This is a genomic window from Empedobacter sp. UBA7252 (assembly GCF_002472765.1).
Classification (GTDB): domain Bacteria; phylum Bacteroidota; class Bacteroidia; order Flavobacteriales; family Weeksellaceae; genus Empedobacter; species Empedobacter falsenii_B.
Window position 1 is genome coordinate 19,788 of the sequence record NZ_DKSQ01000003.1, and the last position, 23,154, is coordinate 42,941.

At 29.7% G+C, this 23,154-nt stretch carries 22 protein-coding genes and 1 tRNA gene; 13 read left to right on the forward strand and 10 right to left on the reverse strand.

The window, feature by feature from the left end; genetic code table 11:
* Positions 1-18: 18 nt before the first annotated feature.
* The 3 genes from B2X73_RS01425 to B2X73_RS01435 all read right to left on the reverse strand — a co-directional run bounded on the left by B2X73_RS01425 (position 19) and on the right by B2X73_RS01435 (position 1,093).
* A tRNA-OTHER gene (locus B2X73_RS01425) sits at positions 19-128 on the reverse strand.
* Between the two features lie 449 nt (positions 129-577).
* Positions 578-826, reverse strand: a complete 249-nt coding sequence (locus tag B2X73_RS01430) for a response regulator transcription factor (protein WP_280036394.1) — start codon at positions 824-826, stop codon at positions 578-580.
* Between the two features lie 18 nt (positions 827-844).
* On the reverse strand, positions 845-1,093 hold the full coding sequence (locus B2X73_RS01435) for a hypothetical protein (protein ID WP_291095559.1): 249 nt from the start codon (positions 1,091-1,093) through the stop codon (positions 845-847).
* Between the two features lie 170 nt (positions 1,094-1,263).
* On the opposite strand from B2X73_RS01435, the gene B2X73_RS01440 reads away from it, so the two are divergent.
* From B2X73_RS01440 to B2X73_RS01460, 5 genes are all read left to right on the forward strand, one after another.
* Positions 1,264-1,923, forward strand: coding sequence for a S24 family peptidase (locus B2X73_RS01440; protein ID WP_291095561.1), 660 nt, complete (start codon positions 1,264-1,266; stop codon positions 1,921-1,923).
* Between the two features lie 4 nt (positions 1,924-1,927).
* Entirely contained in the window at positions 1,928-2,434 is a 507-nt protein-coding gene (locus B2X73_RS01445; protein ID WP_291095563.1) for a hypothetical protein, read from the forward strand.
* A gap of 98 nt (positions 2,435-2,532) precedes the next feature.
* Positions 2,533-3,474, forward strand: coding sequence for a putative phage abortive infection protein (locus B2X73_RS01450; protein WP_280036387.1), 942 nt, complete (start codon positions 2,533-2,535; stop codon positions 3,472-3,474).
* A 96-nt stretch (positions 3,475-3,570) separates the two neighbouring features.
* Positions 3,571-4,131: a DUF6932 family protein gene (locus B2X73_RS01455; protein ID WP_280036386.1), complete on the forward strand. Its 561-nt coding sequence runs from the start codon at positions 3,571-3,573 to the stop codon at positions 4,129-4,131.
* Positions 4,128-5,048 carry a hypothetical protein gene (locus B2X73_RS01460; protein WP_280036385.1) on the forward strand — a complete coding sequence of 307 codons (921 nt, stop codon included), beginning with the start codon at positions 4,128-4,130 and terminating at the stop codon, positions 5,046-5,048. Before B2X73_RS01455 ends, B2X73_RS01460 begins: the two co-directional genes overlap by 4 nt.
* A 40-nt stretch (positions 5,049-5,088) precedes the next feature.
* On the opposite strand, the gene B2X73_RS01465 is transcribed toward B2X73_RS01460, so the two are convergent.
* The 3 genes from B2X73_RS01465 to B2X73_RS01475 all read right to left on the reverse strand — a co-directional run bounded on the left by B2X73_RS01465 (position 5,089) and on the right by B2X73_RS01475 (position 8,012).
* Positions 5,089-6,348 carry a phage integrase SAM-like domain-containing protein gene (locus B2X73_RS01465; RefSeq protein ID WP_291095567.1) on the reverse strand — a complete coding sequence of 420 codons (1,260 nt, stop codon included), beginning with the start codon at positions 6,346-6,348 and terminating at the stop codon, positions 5,089-5,091.
* 171 nt (positions 6,349-6,519) lie between these two features.
* The gene (fsa, locus tag B2X73_RS01470) at positions 6,520-7,176 is read right to left on the reverse strand and encodes a fructose-6-phosphate aldolase (protein WP_286477659.1); all 657 of its coding nucleotides are present in this window, start codon (positions 7,174-7,176) and stop codon (positions 6,520-6,522) included.
* Positions 7,177-7,259: 83 nt separating this feature from the next.
* Positions 7,260-8,012: an SDR family NAD(P)-dependent oxidoreductase gene (locus tag B2X73_RS01475; protein WP_280051417.1), complete on the reverse strand. Its 753-nt coding sequence runs from the start codon at positions 8,010-8,012 to the stop codon at positions 7,260-7,262.
* A 188-nt stretch (positions 8,013-8,200) separates the two neighbouring features.
* Here B2X73_RS01475 and B2X73_RS01480 point away from each other — a divergent pair, with 188 nt between their 5' ends.
* The 6 genes from B2X73_RS01480 to B2X73_RS01505 all read left to right on the forward strand — a co-directional run bounded on the left by B2X73_RS01480 (position 8,201) and on the right by B2X73_RS01505 (position 15,185).
* Positions 8,201-8,959: a hypothetical protein gene (locus B2X73_RS01480; RefSeq protein WP_125349842.1), complete on the forward strand. Its 759-nt coding sequence runs from the start codon at positions 8,201-8,203 to the stop codon at positions 8,957-8,959.
* Positions 8,960-8,966: 7 nt separating this feature from the next.
* Positions 8,967-9,728 carry a hypothetical protein gene (locus tag B2X73_RS01485; protein WP_280036346.1) on the forward strand — a complete coding sequence of 254 codons (762 nt, stop codon included), beginning with the start codon at positions 8,967-8,969 and terminating at the stop codon, positions 9,726-9,728.
* Positions 9,729-9,764: 36 nt separating this feature from the next.
* Positions 9,765-11,807, forward strand: coding sequence for a S9 family peptidase (locus tag B2X73_RS01490; protein WP_286495778.1), 2,043 nt, complete (start codon positions 9,765-9,767; stop codon positions 11,805-11,807).
* Between the two features lie 151 nt (positions 11,808-11,958).
* Positions 11,959-13,821 (forward strand): RecQ family ATP-dependent DNA helicase, encoded by a 1,863-nt coding sequence (locus tag B2X73_RS01495; protein ID WP_286495777.1) that lies wholly within the window; start codon positions 11,959-11,961, stop codon positions 13,819-13,821.
* A 2-nt stretch (positions 13,822-13,823) separates the two neighbouring features.
* Positions 13,824-14,765 (forward strand): methionyl-tRNA formyltransferase, encoded by a 942-nt coding sequence (gene fmt / locus B2X73_RS01500; RefSeq protein ID WP_257468211.1) that lies wholly within the window; start codon positions 13,824-13,826, stop codon positions 14,763-14,765.
* 132 nt (positions 14,766-14,897) lie between these two features.
* Positions 14,898-15,185 (forward strand): HU family DNA-binding protein, encoded by a 288-nt coding sequence (locus tag B2X73_RS01505; protein ID WP_019975917.1) that lies wholly within the window; start codon positions 14,898-14,900, stop codon positions 15,183-15,185.
* A gap of 125 nt (positions 15,186-15,310) precedes the next feature.
* Here the strand turns inward: B2X73_RS01505 and B2X73_RS01510 are convergent, their stop codons facing one another.
* Both B2X73_RS01510 and B2X73_RS01515 read right to left on the reverse strand, forming a co-directional pair.
* Positions 15,311-16,693 carry an MFS transporter gene (locus B2X73_RS01510; RefSeq protein WP_125349838.1) on the reverse strand — a complete coding sequence of 461 codons (1,383 nt, stop codon included), beginning with the start codon at positions 16,691-16,693 and terminating at the stop codon, positions 15,311-15,313.
* A gap of 15 nt (positions 16,694-16,708) precedes the next feature.
* A complete protein-coding gene (locus tag B2X73_RS01515; protein WP_291095569.1) occupies positions 16,709-18,034 on the reverse strand; it encodes a DcaP family trimeric outer membrane transporter in 1,326 nt (441 codons plus the stop codon).
* A gap of 589 nt (positions 18,035-18,623) precedes the next feature.
* Between B2X73_RS01515 and B2X73_RS01520 the strand changes: the two genes are divergently transcribed.
* Complete coding sequence (locus tag B2X73_RS01520) at positions 18,624-19,463, forward strand: GNAT family N-acetyltransferase (RefSeq protein WP_221855927.1); 840 nt, start codon at positions 18,624-18,626, stop codon at positions 19,461-19,463.
* A gap of 51 nt (positions 19,464-19,514) precedes the next feature.
* On the opposite strand, the gene B2X73_RS01525 is transcribed toward B2X73_RS01520, so the two are convergent.
* Complete coding sequence (locus tag B2X73_RS01525) at positions 19,515-21,323, reverse strand: chloride channel protein (protein ID WP_125349835.1); 1,809 nt, start codon at positions 21,321-21,323, stop codon at positions 19,515-19,517.
* Between the two features lie 163 nt (positions 21,324-21,486).
* Between B2X73_RS01525 and B2X73_RS01530 the strand changes: the two genes are divergently transcribed.
* Positions 21,487-21,954, forward strand: a complete 468-nt coding sequence (locus tag B2X73_RS01530; RefSeq protein WP_219034918.1) for a DUF6265 family protein — start codon at positions 21,487-21,489, stop codon at positions 21,952-21,954.
* Here the strand turns inward: B2X73_RS01530 and B2X73_RS01535 are convergent, their stop codons facing one another.
* Positions 21,955-23,148: a Pycsar system effector family protein gene (locus tag B2X73_RS01535; RefSeq protein WP_219034917.1), complete on the reverse strand. Its 1,194-nt coding sequence runs from the start codon at positions 23,146-23,148 to the stop codon at positions 21,955-21,957.
* Between the last annotated feature and the right edge of the window lie 6 nt (positions 23,149-23,154).

Below are 23,154 nucleotides of genomic sequence, written 5' to 3' on the forward strand. Positions count from 1 at the left end.
TAAGTTATTTGATTTTAGTTCCATAGACAGGATTCGAACCTGTAACTGCTGAACCAACATAGGGTCTTACATTCAGCTTAACTCCCTATACGCTCTGTGGTTGCGTCTACCAATTCCGCCACTATGGATTATAACAGGTATTAAATACCGCGCCTTATCGCGGTTTGATAAATCATAATAATTCGGATGCTTCAAAGGTTATCCCCTCGCTCTTAGCTGTTTCTTTAGTAATTCATACAATTACAGCTCGCTGACTCACCTAACATGATATAGTTAGCAATGATTATTATATTTATCCCAATGATGTCAAAGAACACTTCAAAAAAATGTATTGTTGAAGTTTCTTTTACTCGATTTCTTCTTAAGATTATAATTTGATTTCTTTATTCGTGTCCCGCTAAGAGAAGGATATGCGTCTTATTGTACGCGCTTATAGAACAAATTAATGCGCTGTAAGAACCTACTGACAACCCCGCCAATAGAAGGATAAAAAGAAATACTTTTTATCTATTTTGATTAATTTCAATTTAAAAGAACGCTTCGTTGTATATTTTAAAGTCCGGAGACTAAGATCTTCTTATGCTAGAAATGTTTGCTGATTTGGATTTAAACTCACCTTATCAAACTCTTTTGAAATAAGTAGTTGGTAATAGTAAGCTGCTAGAGCGTTTAATCGTCTTGCGATTCCTGTCTTATCGTAAATCACTTGGATTTGCTTAGTAATTGTATGTTCACTTCTGCAAACCTTATCAGCAATTTCTTTTACTGAATTACCACTCGCAATCATTTGAGTGATTAGTTTTTCTCTTTCTGTTAATTGTTCCATTCGGGTATATGGGTTTAGTTATTTCGGGTCTGACCAAATATTCTGTGTTACACCATGCTTTTTGAAGATTCTTTCGATGGTTTTCATTTCTGATAAACTCATTGGCCTTGAACCATTTTGCAAAGAATAATAAGTGCTATCACTATTTGTCGAAAGAAACATCATGACTTCTTTTTTGAAAGGCTTAAAATCTTCCTTCTTTAATTGAACACGTCCGTTTTTAAAGCATTTGTACAGTTTTGTATTTTGTTTTTCTTTCGCAGCCATGGGTATCTCTTATTTTGGTATATTTTTATTACTTTTACTTCGTTTACTCTGTGTAGTTTTGTACACATGAGTAAATTGTTTTACAAATATATGTAATTATAACATATACACAACATATTTATATGTTAAATATACATATTTTTATTAATTAATATTTTATCCTGTTGATAATGAATATTATAGAATTAAAAAATATTAGAAAAAAATTAAAGATTTCGCGTGAAGATATGGCAAATGACTTGTCAATTTCTTTAGAAACTCTTAACAATTGGGAATATCGAACTAAAGAAATACCAGAAGATAAAATAAACTCAATAAAATATGTCTATAAAACATATTTTGATTGTGGTTCAAATGATGAATATATTGAAGTAGAAACAGAAGAAGTTGAAAGCTTACCTATAAAGAAAATTCCTTTTTATGATGTAGATTTCTATTCTGGGTTTACCAAAATTTTCAACGATCAAACAGTTGCTCCTTCTTATTATTTTTACTTACCTGAATTTCATAACGCACAATTTGCAATTAAGAATTCGGGAAAATCGATGTCTAAAGAATTGGGAAACGATGATATATTAGGATTAAGAGAAGTTCCAGAATGGCAAACATATTTCCCTCAAGGAGAAATATATGCAGTTGTAACTACAAATGACTTAAGAACAATAAAAAAAGTAAGGAGAGATAAGGATAATAAATATCTTGTTTTAATTCCAAAACCTTTAGATGAAGATAAATTTGATTATCCTGAATATGAAGAAGTGCCAATTTCAATGGTAACAGCTTTATTTCAAGTTGTAGCGTCAACTCATAGTAAGAAATTAGCTTTATAATCTTATGAAAAATATAGTTTATCTTCTTCTTATTAGTGTTCTTTTCTCTTGTTCAGAATCGAAATTAAATAAAGATATTCAAGAATTATTACCGCAAATAAATAAGATTGACAGCTTAAATACTGAATTAGTATCAATGAATTTCACTATTGGAGAAGAAGCTTATAAAAATAATAAATACGCTTTATGTAATTCTTTAAAGTTTGAAGACTGTTATGTAAGTGATTATAAAAAAGCAATTGAAAGATTGCAATTTGAAAATATTTATAACAGAAAAAGTGATAGTATTGGTAAATTATTACATGAATTAAATTATCATTTCGGTTACATTAATAAGCCTAATAAAAACGAGAAGATTAAACACGATAATTTTATTAAGTTACATTCTTTACTTAATAAATATGTTTCAGAAACAAAACAACCTGTTTATGAAAGTTTCTTTGATTACAAATCAAATTTAAACTCAATCAAACAAGAGGTCAATATATTGAGTAGTGAATTGAGAAATTAAAAGAAATCAGTTATAATTACGGTTTCACGTAAAATAAACAAACACTAATAATTAGTACTATTGCAAAAATTATATTAAAGTATATATTAAAATAATTGATGGACGAAGAAATTAAAATAATTGAAGAAGATTTATCTCTTAAAGAATTTGAAATTACCAATAAAGTAAAATCTTTAATGGTTAAAATAAATATTTACACAATACTTGCCTGGGTATTTGTGCTAATTGGATTTATAATAGTTGGGTTTTCAATAAACTATTATTTAAAAAATGATAAATTTGAATTAAATGAGTTAGGCGATTTTCTATCAGGTTCCGTTGCCTCTACATGGTCATTAGCAGGTTTGTTATTTGTGTATGTAGCTTTTCTAGGACAGAAACAACAATTATTACAACAACAACTTGAAATACTATATAATCAATTTGAATTAAAACAAAATAGGCTGGAATTAAAGAGTCAAAGATTAGAAATGACTCTTCAAAATGATACTTTGAAAGTTCAAAAATTTGAAAACACATTTTTTCAAATGTTAAGTCTATTTCATTCAATTGTAAATTCAATGGATATAAATGAATATGGAGATAAACATCATACAGGTCGTGAATTCTTTAATTATTTAAAAAATGATTTAAATAGATCATTTAGAGTTTATTTAAATGAAAATAGAGACCCTTATACGCAAAAACGATTAAATGAATCAGATTTAGATGAAAAGAATATCATTTATATTTATGGAAAAATATATTCACAATACAGAAACTATTTAAGCCATTATTTTAGAACGTATTATCATATTATCAAATTAATCGATAATACGGAGGACATTGATAAAAATCGATATATTTCAATTGCAAGAGCTCAATTATCTAGCTCCGAACAAATTTTATTATTTTATAATTGTTTACATACAAACGGTAGAGAGAAATTTAAGCCATTAATTGAAGAATATACTTTATTTAATAATATTGACTATAGTTTACTTGTAAATGATCAAATCAAAAATTCATATACCAAAAAAGCATATGATAAAGAAATGTAAAAAATAAAGATCTACTCTTTTTTTTTGCATGAAACCGTAATTGTATTCAAAATATTATTTGTAATCTTACATAATTTAATACCCGCAGTAAAAGATATGATACCTGATTTTGACCATAATCATGTTACTCCACCTCATATTGGTGATCCTAGAAAAGAAGAAGAAATTAGTCCGTATTATTCTAATACATTAGAGTTTGTGACTAAATTTGGCACATCAATTGAGAGAATTGATATATTAAAAAAGTTTTTAGAATTTAGACAGAAATTAACTGAATATGGATTTACTAATGGCTATCAATGGTTAGATGGTAGTTTTACTGAAAATATAGAAATTTTAGAAAATAGAGCACCTAGAGATTTGGATATAATAACATTATATGATCAGCCTATTTTCACTAATGATCAAATTTTAAATATTAGCAATAATTTCAAATCATTTTTCGATTCTGAAATATCAAAAAGAGAGTACAAATTAGATCATTATCCATTTAATTATACAAATAACCCTGATTTCACAGTAAAATATACAACGTATTGGATACAGTTATTTTCACATAATAGATTAGGGGTCTGGAAAGGTATTATTAAAGTTGATTTGAATACGCCAGAAATCGATCAACAAGCTATTGAATATTTAACTAATTTAGCTCTATGATAAATTTAAAATCAAAATTAAAAGGACAAATTATTGAACTTGAAGACCTATTGAAACTTACAAGTGGTGATCCTTTTATGTCAATGAGTTTATCAAAAAAAATTGATTTATTAAAAAAAGAATTAGATGAATTAAATAATAATGAAGATGTTATCGAAGCAAAAGTTTCTTTACTTTTTAGTGGTAATGCAGTAGTTGGTTCCAAAGGGATAAAAATTGATTTTTTAAGTAAAATTCTCAAGCCATTTCAGGAATTAATTAAAACAGAAACTTCAAAAATAAAATTTGGTACAGTTAAAAATAGAGGAAAAATAAAAGACATCAAAGAGGCTGAACTTTACTTAACAGCTTTACCTACAGGCTCTTTTGGAGTGCAACTTACTCAATTAACTCAAAATAATATTTTCACAGAATTAGAAATAAATCAAGCAATAGAAAATGTAATTACATTAATTGAAGTGACAACCAAAAGTGATGAAGATTTTGAAAATACAATTCAGAAAATCCCAAATAGAAGTTTAGGTAATTTAAAAACTTTTCTTAAAGAAATTTCAAATGAAAACTCAATGTTGCAATTTCAAAAACTTGCTGATTCTATAACAATATCTAGTGATCAGATTCATAATGGTTTTGAAAGAATTAATTCAACAATAACAACAGATGAAAATTTAATTATTAAAGGAACTTTTAGAGGTGTATTATTAGATTCAGGTAAGTTTGAATTTACTGATGAAAATGAAAACAAAATTTCAGGTTATTTTGATGAAACTATAAACGAAGATAAAATAACTGAGTTAAATTTCGATTACTTTAATAAGCGATGCGAATTAGAATTAAAAAAAATAAAAAGAATTTTTCCATCTGGAAAAGTAAAAATATATTATACTTTAATCGATATACATCCAATTGAAGTATAACAAACAAATTTAACTATAAGGATTCATTTGGATCCTTTTTTTATTTCCCAAAAACCGCTTCAATAACTTTCAAATGTTCTGCGTCTTTTATTTCATTTAAAGTCCCTCCATAATAACCATGAGAAATTGAAGTTTGCGAATGACCTTGAATCTCTTCAATCATATCACGATTAATCAATAAGTTTCCTGCGATAGTATTGAAAGTATATCGAGCTCGTTTAGAAATAACTTCTTCTTTGATTTCGGCTTTATTTTTAATCGCTGTTAATATTCGATTATAACCTGCTTGATGTATTTTGTATTCTGAATTATCACTTTCATAATCTGGACGAGGAATAAATGAAAAAACCCGTTCATTTTCTATTGTTCCGTATTTTTCTATTACTTCTAAAGCAAAAGGGAATAATTTATTATTTATTAATGGTCCGCCATTGTTTAATTTTCGATTCTTGTTTCGTTTAAAGCTTATTCTGTCATTTTTTATATTCGTCCACTTAAGCTCAGTTATATCAATAAAGTCATGACCACCAATAGCGATTTGAAAAAGAAAAAGATCTACAATCATTTTATACTTTGTTTTGTCAATCCATTTCCAATTTTCAAAATTGTAATTTTTCAATTTTTTTAAAGAATCTAACGAAATTGATTTATCAATATCCTTATTTACATTTACTTTTTTAATAAACTTGAAAGGGTTTTGTTGTTTGATATTTAAATCCTCTCTATTTTGAGCAGCTAAAAAAATTGATTGAAATTTAGAAAAATAAGTATTAACTGATTCTTCGCTCATATTTTCAGATAAATAATTTTGGAAATCTAAAAGTAATTCAATTTTCAAATCATTAATCGCAATATTTTCTTTCGGTGAAATGAATGATTTGAATTTTAATAAAACTGATCTATGAATTCTTACTAACTCTTTTCTATTAATCTTTTCTTGAATGTATCTTTCAGAAAAGTCAAACAACATAGTAGGCTTTAATTGAGATCGCAATCTTGCAAGTTCTGCTTCTAATTCTAAAATTCTTTTTTCAATATCATTTAATGGAACTCCATTTTGAAAAATTGTCAAAGATTCAACTAAACTCATATTTCTAGAATTGACAAATTCTAATTCCTTTATTAGTTCAAATTCTCTTTGTTTTATTAAATTATCAGATTTTAATGATTCTTCATTTTGATATATTTTTAAACTTACATAATCATGTTTTTTAATTACAGAATCGTAAACACGAATTTTTACAGGAAAACCTTTTTTTGTTTTTCTTCTTAAGTCTAATATTATTTCTGCAGTAATCATAAAAGAAATCGGGTATTGAAAATTTCAATAAATTTGCAATAATTCTTCGAATAAATACTAATCTATTCTAATATTTTCTAATTATTTCTAAATTCAAAACATTAAAAAAACCGCTCCAAAGCTACATTATAAGCTTCAAAGCGGTTGTTTATATGGGATTAAAAATTTAATCTAGTTATTACCTTTAGCATAATCAGCTAAGAATTGTGCTAATCCAGAATCTGTTAATGGGTGTTTTAACAATCCTAAAATTGATGATAAAGGTCCTGTCATAACATCAGCACCAATTTTTGCACAGTTTACAATATGCATTGTATTACGAACTGAAGCTGCTAAAATTTGAGTTTCGTACAAATAGTTATCATAAACCAAACGAATTTCTTCGATTAAGTTTAAACCATCTGTCGAAATATCGTCTAAACGTCCGATGAATGGAGAAACGTAAGTTGCACCAGCTTTTGCAGCTAATAATGCTTGTCCTACAGAGAAAACTAAAGTAACGTTAGTTCTGATTCCTTTTGTAGAAAAGTATTTACACGCTTTTACACCATCTTTCGTCATAGGAATTTTAACTACAATTTGAGGATTTAAAGCTGCTAAAGCTTCACCTTCTTTTACCATTCCTTCGAAATCAGTAGAAATTACCTCAGCAGAAACATCTCCGTCAACTAATTCGCAAATTGCTTTGTAGTGATTCAAAATATTTTCTTGACCTGTAATTCCTTCTTTTGCCATTAAAGATGGATTTGTTGTTACACCATCTAAAACTCCTAAATCTTGGGCTTCTTTAATGTCAGCTAAGTTAGCTGTATCGATAAAAAATTTCATTGTTTGTTTGTATTTCGTTCAGGCAAAATTAAGGATTAAATTATAGAAAACCATTTAATCTTAAAGATTCGATCAAAAATATTTTAAACCGCTGTATATCCACCATCAACAAGGTAATAACCTCCTGTCATAAAGGATGCTTTGTCCGAACTTAAGAATAAAACTAATTCTGCAACTTCTTCTGGCTGCCCCAAACGACCCATTGGATGTTTTGTAACAAGCAATTCTAAATGATCTGCACTCAAATTATTCGATAATAAAGGCGTCATAATATAACCTGGCCCAACTGCATTACATCTTATATTTTTTGGTCCATATTCTGCACCAATATTTTTCGTCAAACCTACAACTCCATGCTTTGCAGAAGTATAAGCCGAACTCATTGGCGCAGCAACAGTCCCATGAATAGAAGCCATATTAACAATAGAACCTCCTCCATTTTTTTCCATTGCTTGCAATTGATATTTACATCCGTAAAAAACACCATTAAAATTAATATCTATTACTTTTTTCCAACCATCTAACGGATAATTTTCTGTCATCTCAGCAGGACCTCCAATTCCAGCATTGTTACAAGCAATATCAAGTTTTCCATAAACTTCAAGTGTTTTATTTACTAACGCTTCATTATCTTCTGGCAATGAAGTATCCGCTTTAAAAAATATCGCTTCTCCTCCATTCTTTTTGATGATTTCCACCACTTCATTTCCGCCTTCTTCATTAATATCCGAAACGACAACTTTTGCTCCTTCTTTGGCATATAATTCAGCAACAGCTTTTCCAATTCCAGAACTAGCACCAGTTACAATCGCAACTTTATCTTTTAAACTTGACATAATTTTATGATTTTAATTTAAATAAAGTTAATCATTTATAATCAGATCTATAAATCATTTCTTACAAATAATATTATTTTAAATGATTCAATTTTATTAACTAGTTTGGAATGAAAAATTCAGCATAACAAATATATTTAGGTTAAAACAATTCTATTTTTTTATATTTGATACAAATAACTTTTTAAATGAAAAATTTAATAGCTGCTATACTTTTATGTAGTTTTTCTACGATAAATGCACAAGAAACAAGTGATTATAAGTACATCAATATTCCTGAAAAATTTTCTAGTTTTGATAAAGATGAATATCAATTAAATAATCGATTAAGATATATTTTGACGCAGAAAAAATACGAAGTTTTACCTTCTGATAAATCTGCTTGGCCACAAGAAGTTGTGCAAAATCCTTGTTTAGCTTTGAATGCGGATATTTTAAAAGTTAAAAGTTTTTTGAATAATAAATTAGAGGTAAGTTTTACAGATTGTTCTAATAAAAATATTGAAAAATTTGAAGGAACTTCTAAGATTAAAGAATATGACAAAGGTTACCAAGAAGCAATAAAATTAGCTTTAAATCCTTTGAAATCTCAAAATGCAAAGGCCTCCGTTCCAATGGTGAAATTAGAAAAACCCCAAACAGAAACAACAGCTGCATATATGCCAGAACCAAAAGGAAATCAGGTCACTGCTACGAATTTATTGACAGATGGAACAACTACTTATCAAAAAATTGAACTACAAAATGGTGGTTTTATGTTGATGTCCGAAAATGGAAATCAAGTTGTTGCAAAATTTGAACCGACCCTAAAAAATGGAATTTACAGAGTAATTGTTACAAAAGGAAATTCGAATTATTTTTCGGTAGGATACATCAGTGGAAATACGATTTCCTATGAGGTTTCTGAAAATAATAGTTGGAAAGAAGTTAAATTATCGGCTAAATAATCTTGCTATGAAAATTATATTATCAAGTTTATTTCTTATTGCTTTATCGTCATTACAAGCACAAAATGTAGCTGATTACAAATATGTTATCATTCCTCAACTATTTAAAGATTTCGTAAAAGAAGATTATCAATTGAATACAGGATTGAAAACTGCTTTGAGAAAAAAAGAATATGAAATAGTAAATGAAAATTCTATTCCGTTAGATGTGCAAATCAATCCTTGTTTAGCTACAAAAGCAAATATTGAAAATACTTCTGTTGCTTTTAAAAATAAATTAAAAGTAACGTTTACAGACTGTAATAATAATGTGATTTCAACTTATGAAGGTTCGTCAAAGGAAAAAGATTTTACAAAAGGTTATCAAGAAGCCTTAACATTTGCTATGAATCAGGTTGGAAAACAAAATGCGAAAGATTTACCTATAACTAAAACAGAAAATACAACAACTACAACCGTTAAAGAAACAACGAATAAAGTCGTTACGCAAGTGTCAAATAAAACTGTAGAAAACAAAAACGTCTACAAATCAAACGGAAAAAATTACACTACAGCAAGTACAAATAACAACGAATTTGTCTTAATAGATCAAGAAAATTCACAAGTTATTGCACAATTTTATCCAGCTGCTCAACAAAATATTTTCCATGTGACAGTGATTTCTCAAAACGGAAATTACCAAACAATTGGCTATTTGAACGAAAATAATATCATCATCGAATATAAAACAGGTGATAAATCTTGGTCAACTACAACTTATTCAAAGTAAGTTTTTATAGTACATTTGCACCTTAAATTTTAGAAAATGCAAGCACCTATTGCGAAAAAAATAGAACAAAAATTAGAAAAACACGGAGATATCCGCATCGATAATTATTATTGGTTGAATGATCGTGAAAACTCTGAAGTTATCAATTATTTGAACCAAGAAAACGAATACACAAAAGCTATTCTACAACCAACAGAAGCTTTACAAACCAAACTTTTTGAGGAAATGAAAGCGCGAATCAAAGAAGATGATTCGTCTGTTCCGTACAAATTGAATGGTTATTGGTATTTGACGGAATATCAAAAAGGAAAAGAATATCCAATTCACAAACGTCGAAAAGATAGTTTAGAGAATCCAGATGAAATTCTTTTTGATGTCAACACAATGGCTGAAGGTCATTCGTACTATCAATTGGGTGGAATTTCGATGGCACCAAATAATCAATTGGTTTCCTTTGGGGTTGACAATGTTTCGCGAAGAATTTATACGATTCAAATCAAAGATTTAACAACTGGAGAAATTCTTTCTGATAAAATAGAGAATACAACTGGAGGTTCTGTTTGGGCCGCTGATAATAAAACCTTGTTTTATACAAGAAAAGATGAAACATTGCGTGCTTATCAAATTTGGAAACACAAATTAGGTACAAAACAAGAAGATGATATTTTAGTTTTTGAAGAAGTAGATGATACGTTCAATGCGTTTGTTTACAAATCAAAATCAAGAGATTACATCATTATTGGATCTTCAAGTACTGTTTCTGACGAGTTTAGATATATTCCTTCTAATCAACCAGATGCTGAGTTTAAAATCTTTCAAAAAAGAGAACGTGATTTAGAATATTCAATCGAACATTTTGGTGATTCATTTTATATTCAAACCAATAAAGATGATGCTTTTAACTTCAAATTAATGAAAACTTCTGTCGAAAAAACAGAACAAGAAAATTGGATTGATGTAATTCCTCATCGCGAAGAAACATTGATTGAAGGTTTCGAAATTTTCAAGAATTATTTGGTTATCGAAGAGCGCACAAATGGTTTATTGCAGATGAATATCAAAGCATGGGATAATTCAACTGATTATTATTTGCCATTTAACGAAGAAACCTATACAGCAAATGTTGGCACAAATCCAGATTTTGATACTGACATTTTGCGTTACGGATATACATCGTTGACAACTCCTTCTTCTGTGATTGATTTTAACATGAATGATAAAACATTCGAAATCAAAAAAGAGCAAGTTGTTATAGGTGATTTTGATAAAGAAAATTATATTTCTGAACGTATTTGGGCAGAAGCTCGCGATGGAGAAATGGTTCCAATCTCATTAGTTCGTCGAAAAGATACACCTCTTTCTGCCGAAACCCCTCTTCTACTTTACGCCTATGGTTCATATGGTTACACGATCGAGCCTTATTTTAGTTCGGTTCGATTAAGTCTTTTGGATAGAGGTTTTATCTATGCGATTGCGCATATTCGTGGTGGTCAATATCTTGGTCGCGAATGGTATGAAGATGGAAAAATGTTAGAAAAGAAAAATACATTTTTTGATTATATTGATGCAGCAAAATATTTGATTCAACAAAATTATACTTCATCAAAACACTTGTACGCGATGGGTGGTTCTGCTGGTGGATTGTTGATGGGAACTGTGATTAATTACGAGCCAACATTATTCAATGGGGTAATTGCGCAAGTTCCTTTTGTGGATGTTGTGACAACAATGTTAGACGATTCTATTCCATTGACAACAGGGGAATATGATGAATGGGGAAATCCGAACGAAAAAGAATATTACGATTACATGAAATCGTATTCGCCATACGATAACGTGGAAGCAAAAGCTTATCCAAACCTTTATGTTTCGACAGGTTTGCACGATTCTCAAGTACAATATTGGGAACCTGCAAAATGGGTAGCGAAATTAAGAGATTTAAAAACAGATAATAACATTCTACTTTTAGATACAAATATGGATACAGGACACGGTGGTGCTTCTGGCCGATTTGAATCGTTGAAAGAAGATGCAAAAGAAGATGCTTTCTTATTTATGTTAGAAGGGATTACAGAATAAATTTCAATACAAAAAGTCAACAAATTTGTTGGCTTTTTGTATTTTTTAATGAATGAAATTCCACTTTTTGTAAAATATAGAAAAGGTATAATCGATTAATTCTTCTAATAAATCACAGATTTTACCTAAATTTACAACAAAGCTTTGTAATTTGACACCAAAAGAAATTCTTTTTAAGTATTGGAATTATCCTTCTTTCAAAACGCCGCAAGAGGAAATCATCGCAAGTGTTTTGGAAGGGAAAGATACATTAGCAATTTTGCCGACTGGTGGCGGAAAATCTATCTGTTATCAAGTTCCTGCGATTATTTTTGATGGATTAACATTGGTCATTTCGCCGCTTATTGCGTTGATGAAAGATCAAGTTCAGAATTTACAATCCAAAGGAATTTCTACGGCATATATTACCAATGAAATTGACCAAAATACGATTGGAAAAATTTTGGACGATTGTCAAAACAATAAAATCAAATTATTATATGTTTCGCCAGAGCGTTTGCAAAGTAGAATTTTTGTCGAGCGATTGAAACAAATCAATATTAGTTTGCTAGCTGTTGACGAAGCACATTGCGTTTCTGAATGGGGACATGATTTTCGACCTGCATATCATCGAATTTCAAGATTAAAAACTATTCTTCCTAAAGTTCCAATCTTAGCTTTGACTGCAACAGCGACAGAGAAAATTCAGCAAGAAATTGTTGAAAAATTAGAGCTAAATAATCCTGAAGTTTTCAAATCTTCTTTAAAAAGAGAAAACCTTTCGTACAATGTTTTCCTTTCTGCTGACAAGAAAAATGATTTGATTTATTATTTAAAAAAATATCCTGGTTCGAGTATTATTTTTGTTCGAAATCGAAAATTAACCTACGAGATTGCAAGTTTTTTAAGTCAAAATGGATTTGATGCCGATTTTTTTCACGCCAAATTAACCAAAGACGAAAAAGAGCAAAAACAGCAAGATTGGATGTTAAGTAATTCGCGAATTATGGTTTCGACAAATGCGTTTGGAATGGGAATAGACAAACCAAATGTTCGTACCGTTTTTCATATCGATTTGCCACAAGGAATAGAAGCGTATTACCAAGAAGTTGGGCGCGCTGGACGTGATGAACAGGAATCGTATGGAATTTATTTGTACAATCCTGATGATCGAATTCAAGCAGAAAATATTTTCAAAGCGAATTTACCTTCGCAACAAGATTTTATCAAAATTGGGAATTGTTTGTTTAGTCAATTGCAATTAGCGGAAGGCGAATTAACGGAAATGAATTATCAATTGGATCTTCCAAAATTTGCCGAAAAATTTGGTTTAAATCTTAAAATGGTTCTTCAATTTTTAGAGTTTTTAAATACGAAAGAAATCATTCAGCAAAAAAATTATTCACAAAATAGTAGCATTCAAATTTTGGCGTCACCACATTCAATTAATTTGAATGAAAACCGAATTTTTGATTATTTACAACGTCATTACCCTGGAATTTACACTTATAATAGAGAAATTTCGGAAAGTAAAATGGCGTTTGAATTGCATATGAGTATTGGCGACATTAGGAATAGCTTACACGAATATGCAAAAAATGGTTCTATTGATTATTCGGATCGATTTTTAGCGCGATTTAGATTTCTTGTTCCGCGCGATTCTAATGCGTTTAAAAATAAATTGTGGAAAGATTTCGAAGCAATTCAAGTGAATAATTGGAAACGTTTGCAAGCTATGGCTTATTATGCCGAACAAAATACAATTTGTAGAGAACGTTTATTATTTGGATATTTTAATCAAAAATCTGATCAAAATTGTGGTAAATGCGATGTTTGTCAATCCAAAAAACAAAATGAAAACTTTAATTCAACCGATTTAATTGAATATTTGAAAGAAGGTACAAAAACGCAAGCCGAAATCCTTTCAAAATTCATAAATTCGCCAAAAGATAAAATCGTCGAAGAATTGCAATATTTGATAGACGAAATGCGAGTTCAACCAATTGGATTCAATTCTTATAAACTAATAGAATAAAAATGCGAGTAGTCTTTATGGGTACGCCCGAATTTGCGGCGACATCTTTGAATGAAATCAATACAAATAGTCATCACGAAATAGTTGGAGTTGTTACTGTTCCAGATAAACCGTCTGGTAGAGGACAAAAAATGAATATTTCTGATGTCAAAAAATATGCAGTTGAACATAATTTGCCTTTGGCTCAACCAGAAAAATTACGAGACGAAGCTTTTATCGAAACATTAAAAAGCTGGAATGCTGATGTTTTTGTTGTTGTAGCTTTTCGTATGTTGCCACAAGTTGTTTGGTCAATTCCGTCGAAAGGAACATTCAATTTACACGGTTCACTTCTTCCTCAGTATCGCGGAGCTGCACCAATTAATTGGGCTGTGATGAATGGTGATCAGGAAACTGGAGTAACAACTTTCTTAATTGATGAAAAAATTGATACCGGAAATATCTTAATTTCTGATAAAGTAGAAATTGGAGAAAATGATAATGTTGGTAAAATTCATGACGAATTGATGCATATCGGTGCGAAATTAGTCGTGAAAACGTTGGATGGTTTAGAAAATGATTCATTAAAACCTCATCCGCAAGATGAAACAACAGAATTAAAACATGCTCCAAAAATCTTTAAGGAAGATTGTAAAATAGATTGGAACGATTCAATCAATACTATTCACAATAAGATTAGAGGACTTTCTCCTTATCCATGTGCATGGACAACTTTTGGAAATGGCGAAAATTATAAATCGTTAAAAATATATGCAGGTCTAAAAACGGATATTGTTGTTGAAGGAGAAGATTATCAATTAATTTTACAAAAAAATAACCTTTATATCAATCTACCTCAAGGAGTTTACGAAATTTTAGAACTTCAACCGGAAGGAAAGCGTCGTATGACAGCCAAAGATTTCATCAATGGACATCAAAACGAGGATACCTTATTCGTAAAATAAGTACTTATTTACTGATTTTTGACACAGATTTCATAAAATTTTGCATTTTTCTTGAAATTTTTTGCGTTGAAACTTGCACAAATAAAGGGAAAGAGTATATTTGTGTATAAATTAATTTAAAAAGTTACAACTATGAACAAATCAGAACTTATCGATGCGATTGCAGCTGACGCTGGAATTTCTAAAGAAGCTGCTAAAAAAGCCTTAAACTCATTTACAGAAAATGTAACTAAAGCTTTAGCAAAAGGAGACAAAGTTGCTTTAGTAGGATTCGGTACTTTCTCAACTTCTGAGAGAGCTGCAAGAACAGGTATCAACCCACAAACTAAAAAAGAAATTAAAATTGCTGCTAAAACAGTAGCTAAATTTAAAGCTGGATCTGAATTATCAGGAGCAGTTGATACAAAAAAGAAAAAATAATATTTCTGATACAATAAAAAAATCCATTCGTTTGAGTGGATTTTTTTTGCATTGAAATTTAATTCCTCTAAAAAAATCCTTCAAGAATTACTTGAAGGATTTTTACATTTTGTCTATTATTGATTTTAATTATCTTCTGTTAAATCTGTTTTGTATGTTTCTGGAATTGTAAAATAATTCACTAAAATCGCAATAAAGATTAATATCAATGGATAAGCTAATCCAATATAAGGCGACATAGCAGCCGAAACGATAATCGTACTTTTGATTAATTCCGTTACAAAAGTTGTTGCTCCACCAATAAATCCATTTCCCATATTTTGTGCAAATCCCATACTAGTGTATCGAATCTTTGTTGGGAAAATTTCTAACATAAAAGCTCCAAGCGGACCATATGTTGCTGCTCCTGCAATTGAAGTAATTAAACTTACAACTACAATTCCTAAAACTGCTAAATTCGAAATATCATGAACTTCTTTCAATCCTTCAGGATTTCCTAATTTCATGTACAAAAAAAATGATAATGGAATTAAGATAAAACTACAAATCATTCCACCTAACATAACAGGTTTACGACCAATTTTATCACTTAATGCACCAAACCATTGATAGAAAAATGAACTAAATAATGTAGAACATAAAACAACAATTAAAACTGTTTCGTAAGGTAAGTTAACTGCGCGTTGTAAGAAGAAAAGCGTAACGAATAACGTTGTTTGCATAATTGTACTTTGCGCCGCATTTCCTCCAAAAATAGCCTTTAACATTAACTTTACGTTTCCTGGAGTTGTAAAAGCATCTTTAATTGGAGTTTTAGATGTTTTTCCTTCTTTTTTTAATTGTTCAAAAATTGGACTTTCATGTAAGCGTTGACGAATAAAGTAACTCAAAATCACTAATATTCCACTAAATAAGAATGGAATCCTCCATCCGAAACTTGCAAAAGCCTCTTCTGATAAAAATGATTGTGTTAAGAAAACAACTGTTAAACATAATAATAATCCAATTGGAACAGTTGCTTGAATAAACCCTGTGTAAAATCCTCGCTTCTCTGCTGGCGCATGTTCTGCTACATAAATTACAGCACCTGCATATTCTCCACTAATTGCAAGTCCTTGCATAATGCGGCAAAACAATAATAAAACAGGAGCAAACCAACCTACACTATCAAAAGTTGGAATACAACCAATCAAGAATGTAGCTGCTCCCATCATAATTAAAGAAACTAAGAATGAATATTTTCTACCAATACGATCTCCAATACTTCCAAAAATTAATGATCCAATCGGACGGAACATAAATGATGAAACCACTACTGCAAGTGTTTCTAAGAAATGCGACGAACCATCGTTAGGAAATAATTGTGTTGATAATACACTAGCTAAGATGATTGCCAAGAACATATCGTACCATTCGATTAAGGTTCCGACAGATGATGCTAAAATAATTTGGAAAATATTATCCTTCTTCGCTACTGTTTGCGAAGTATCTAAAGTATTTGTACTCATGTTTTTTGTGTAATATTAGAAGTTAAATAATGTTGTCAGTTGAAATCTATTGTTATTTGCTAAATATTTATTTTCGGTTCCCGTACCTTTTATCGTCGCATCTGCCCATTGCGCTGTGCTTCGATCATATTCTAATCTAAATTTTAAGGCTTTGCTTAAGGTAAGATCTAAACGAGGAACTACTTTGTACAAATAATTTACAGTGCGTGTACCTGGAGTTGCCGAAATTGCGCCCCAATTTGTCGTTACACCATAAGATATTGATGCAATTGCTCCTTCTACTGGATTTTTCACACCATTATTTCTAACATAACCTGCAAATAGTCCGAACGAAAATTTACCTGTTGAGTTTTGTTGCAAATCAATCCACATACTATGCGTATTCATTGGTTTATATGTTTCAACAGCCGTCGGACTTGTTTGATATCCTACAATTCCACCAAGTTGTACAAAAGACGACGCATCTTGCATCAAATATCCAGCGAAAGTTACTTGTAAAGGTTTTGTATTTAACTTAGAATAAGCCATAAACGAAACATTTTCAACTCGTTCATTAGACTTAACAGGAGGATTTCCTGAAGATAATTTTGGCTTCAAATTTTCATATTGCGCACCAATTCCGGCAGTAAAAACTTGTGATTTATATTGAAATTGAAGATGAGCCGCTGGCATTCCACTATTTCGAAAGGGCTCTGTATTTGGAGTAAAATCTCGTTGAGAATGTAAAGCAGCAATAACTTTAAATTTGTCTGTGAATTTATGCGTTAAACGAACTTGAGGATTACGATTTAAAGCATAAACAGGCGCACCAGTTCCATAATTTGCAACATTTGGCAAAGCTTCTAACACAACGAAAGGATGCCAATATTGTCCAATCCCTAATTGCGTTTTCTCCCAATCCAACATCACATATGCGTGACGCAAACGAAACTCGTTGATTCCTCCTTCTGTTGCTCCAAAAAATTCTCCCTCTAAAATACCAGAAGTTTTAGCTCCAAGTAATTCTGGACCTTTCAAATTAACACCAGCTCTCGAAATAATCGATAACATGTGAAATTTAGAAGCTGCATTGATATCAGCACCGTTTACATCCGATAAACGATCTTTTGGATAAAGCGGAACCAAAGCCTCTCCTGCTCCAATCATTTGACGCGTATCCATAAAAATATCATTCCTGATAAATCCATAAAACTGCACATCAACTTTGTCTTTGTTTTCTCTTGGTTGTATTAATTCTACTTTTTCTACAACCACACTATCTGTCGTTTTCTGTTGAGCAGAGACATAGCTATAGCTGCAAAATATAGCTAGACAAGCCAATTTTGTTAAATTTTTACTCATTTTTTTTGTGATAATTTGAACGACTAAAATAATCAAAAGAAAAAAACTAACAAATGTTCGTTAATCATTTTTTAATAATTTTTCAAAGCTTTATTAAATTCATCATATGTTTAAATATTTTTTGAGAAATAGATATTTTGAAATAAGTTTTGGAAAGAAATTTTGAGAATTTGGTATTTTAATTAGTGTAACAAATACACTTTACTTGAATTCTTCGAGGAGTATTTTTCAAAAAAAATCGAGAGAAGAATAATTGTTTCAACAAATGAGGAGAAAGTTAGACTTCTCTCGTAGTTTTAGTTTTAAAAATGTATGCAAATTTATTGATTACAGAATTTTCTTCAGCATAATCAATAATAAGCTTATGTTAAATCATAAAAAAAAGAAGTTTTCTTAATTCTATTTACCATCCTCTACACTATTTTTAAAATTTATGTATAATTATTCAGTCAATATTATTAAATAAATTATATTTTTATCAAATTCGGATTACATAGTTCAAATAAAATTCAATCTTTACTAATTTTTTAAGATTTTTTTTAGAAAAAACTTAAATGTTGGGGCTATTTTTGCTTTGCAAATTACAGCTATGCAAACAAACATTGAAATACACTCATTAAATCATGTTGATTTGGAAGAATTATCAGCCTTATATAATCTTTCTTATCAAAATTATTACGTTTCTATCAATCTTTCAACTGAACAATTTCAGGGAAAATTAAAAATGGAAGATATCAATCTAGATTATTCTGTAGGTGCTAGTATTGATGGAAAATTAGTTGGCTTTTTACTTTATGGAATTAGAAATTATAACGAAGTAAAAACAGCTTATATTGGTGGAACGGGCGTTTGTCCTGAACATCGTGGAAAAAAAATCACACAACAAATGTTAGATTTTAGTTTTCCAAAATTGAAAGAACAACAAGTAAAAAACATATTTTTAGAAGTAAATATTAAAAATGATTTTGCTATTAACGCTTATGAAGCTTGTGGTTTCGAAAAAACAAGAACTTTAAACAGTTATAAAGGAATTCCTATTTTGGTCGTAAATCCATTACATGAAATTATAGAATTTAGTGATTTAGATTTGATTACAAGTGAAAACTTTTGGGATATAAAACCTACTTGGAAAAATGATATTCAAAGTGTAAAAAATATCATCGAAGATTGTCAAATAAATGGAATTTATGAAGATGGAATTTTAGTTGCTTACAAAATTATCAACAAAAATAATACACGTATTTATCAATTTGGTGTTCATCACGATTATAGAAATCGTTATTTAGCTTCCATCCTTTTCAGCGATTTGAAAAATAAAGAGATTAAAATGATTAATGTTGACGAAAGAGAAATCTCTACAAATGATTTTATTCAATCGATGGGATTAGAATTGTACGACAAACAATACGAAATGAAAAAAGAATTATAATGAAAAGCCTCTATTTAAGAGGCTTTTTTTGTATATTATATTCAAATATTTCTACTCAATTCTCAACTTATTCAAATTACTTCGATAACTTTCTAATAATAAACTTTCGGTTACATAACCTTCAAATTTACCTTTTTTAGTGAGTAAAATATAATCTATTTTTTTTGCTTCCATCATTTTCATCACGTTAGCAGCATTCGTAAAAATAGATGTCGAAGTTGCTTCTGTTATACATTCTAAGTAACTTTTATCAATATTATCATTAAAAATAAATGATCGAATATTATCTAAAACTATAATTCCATGAATCGATTTATCTTCATTGAGGACTGGAATAAAATCTTGTGTTGTAGTAGAAAAAATTTCTTTTATATCTTCAATTGAATTGTAAACCGTCAATGTTTTGATATTCTTGATATAAATCGAAAACAAATCAATTTTATTAAACAAATTTCGGTCTTTATCAGATGTAAAAACAATTCCTTTTTCTGCTATTGCGTATATATCCATCGAATATTTGTCGTATCGTTTTGAAATTGCAAAACTTATCGAAGAAACAATCATTAAGGGAATAATTAATCCATAACCTCCCGTAATTTCGGCAATTAGGAAAATTGCTGTTAATGGCGCATGAAATAACCCACTTAAAACAGCTGCCATTCCAACAACAGTAAAATTACCGACTGGAACTTCTTTGAAACCGATTAAATTAAAGAATTTTGCAACGAAAAAACCAAGATATGACCCAACAAATAACGAAGGCGCGAAGTTTCCTCCGTTTCCTCCACTTCCTAAAGTTAAACCTGTTGCAATAGATTTGATTAAAATTGTGACAAAAACAAATCCTAAAACTATCCATTGATTCGTTCTAAAACTCTCTAACAATGAATTATTTAAAATAAAACCAGCTTCATCATTTGCTAAATATTTTATACTCTCATAACCTTCACCAAATAATGTTGGGAAAAAGAAAATCAATATTGCTAAACTTCCCGCTCCAACAATCGCTCGCCAATATACATTATCCGAATAATTCCCTATCAAATGTTCAACTTTACGAAATAATCGAGCATGGTAAACTGAAACAAACCCCGCTAAAACACCCAAAATCACATAGAAAATAACATTATGATAATCAAATCCTAACGCATAACGAAAGGATAATAACATATTGCTTTTTAATGTTAAATTGGCAATTAAAGCTCCTGTTGCAGAAGATAACAATAAAGGAATAAAAGCAGTAACACTCATATCCGCTAATACAATCTCTATCGCGAACAAAACACCTGCAATTGGTGCATTGAATGCAGTCGCAATACCAGCTGCAACACCACAAGCCAACAAAAGTGTTCTTTCTTTGTATTTGAATCTGTAATATTGTGCATAATTAGAACCAAAAGCTGCACCAGTAATTGTAATTGGAGATTCTAAACCAGCCGAACCACCCATACCAACTGTTAAGGAACTCGTTAAAATCTGAGCATACATCTGTTTTTTAGGCATTATTCCAGACTTTTTAGCTACAGCAATCATAATTTGAGAAGTTCCCTTTTCTATCGAACCATCCAAAAATTTCTGCACAACAAAAACCGTCAACAAAATACCTATAATTGGCAATATACTATTGATATAAGGTAGTTTGACTAAATTATTAATATAAATAGTAAATTGAAAAACATTGTGCGCAAAAGTTTTTAGCACAATCACTGCAAAAGCAGATGAAATAGCTACTAAAATACACGATAAATACAAAAATTGTCGCTCTGATAAAACCAATTTTAACAGGTTCAACAAGTTTTGAAAAAAATTAAATGATTTTTTAATGTATTGAAAAAACTTTTGTTTTGTAGAAAGTCGCATACTTCAAAAATAGTGTACCTTTTGTTTATTGCCTAATTTAACTGCCACGAATTACACAAAAAGTAAACCAATAATACATAAAAGAATAAAATTTTTGAGAAAAAATCATTTCTATCATTTTAACTATTTCAAATTGATTATTTTTACTATTAAGCACACTAATATGAAACTATTTACTTTTCTTCTTTTATTTATTTTTTTGTTGAATTCTTGCGAATCAACTAAAACTTCTGCTGATAAACCAAGTTTTGATTTTTTGGTTGGAGAATGGATTAGAACAAATGAAAAATCGGATCGAAAAACGTATGAAAACTGGAAAAAAGTTGATAAAAACACTTTTTTAGGTTGCGGGTTTACAATCAAAAATAATGATACAATTTCGCAGGAACATCTTACTATCACAAAGATTGATGATAAATGGATATTGAAAGTTAATTTGGACAAAACTAAAAAAGAGACAACTGATTTTGAGTTAATCAATTCTGATAGAAATTCGTTTACATTAGAAAATCAAGAGAATGATTTTCCTAAACTTATCAAATATTGGAAAATTGGTCATCAGTTAAAAGCTGAAATTAGCAATGATGAATCAAGTAAAATTGCTTTTACTTTTGAAAAAGTAAAAAAATAATTAAGCAACATTTGTGATCATCGCGTAAGCAAACGTTAGAACAGATAAAATAGTTCCAATCATAAAAATTGTGTAGGTTATGCTTAACAAACGATATTTTCGTTCCAAAACTTTTCCTAAATAATACAAATCCCTTGTCAAAGAAGTATATACATAATCTCTGTCTTTCATCAACTCTTGCATAGCATCATCGTAGGCTTCAAGTGACATTTGATAAAAATTACCAAAGAAAAGCAAATTCACTTTTTTGTTTTTGACATCTTCTTCGTTAAAACTTTCGTATGTTACATTTGGTTTAGTTGCTAAAATTGCAAAAATAATTGAAACAACACTTGATAAAAGCATTACAATTGAAGGTAAAAGTAAATACTCATTCTTTGGACTTCCTAACTTTGGAACCAAAGTAGAAAGTGCAATCGAAATCACGATCGCGTTTACAGACAATAAAATATTGGCTTTACTATCAGCAATATCACTTAAACGAGTATGATTGTTCAACGTTACACGAAAAAGTGTATCAACACCACGATCTGGTTGTTGAATCTTATCGTTTTTCTTTTTCTTGATTTCATACTTATTGGGAATATCACCAATCAACTCTATCTCTTTGATTTTATTTTGGGTAAAGATCAAATTTTCTTCTTTTCCTTTCTGCCAAAGCTTTTTTGCGGCATCCGTATAAAAATGATGTATGTTTAGAAAAAAATTTCTATTCTCTACATGCCATTCATAATCAGAAAATTCTTTGTGACATATTTTAGCTATTTCATCACGTAATAACTCAGAAATTTTAGGATATTCAGTTTGTCCTAAATGATAGTTATCTGCATCTTTTACAATTGCTTCACCTATATTTTTTGGAACATTATTTAGCGCTGTGATTAAAATATAATCTTGGACTTCTTTGATGTAATTTTCGTCAAAATTATGCTCAATCAAATACTCTTTTGCAATGTTTGCACTCTCACTTTCATGCCCTTGCACGATTTTTGTGTAACCCGTATCATGAAACCAACCCGCTATTAATAATTTTTCTCGTAAATCTGTAGATATTTGCTCATCAGTAGACAACGTTTTTATTGCTTCTACAACTTTTACGGTATGCATAAAATTATGATACGTAAAATCTAAAGAAAGATTATCTTTGAACAGATTGAAAACATAGTTTTCTATATTTAATAACAATTGGTTCATCACAAG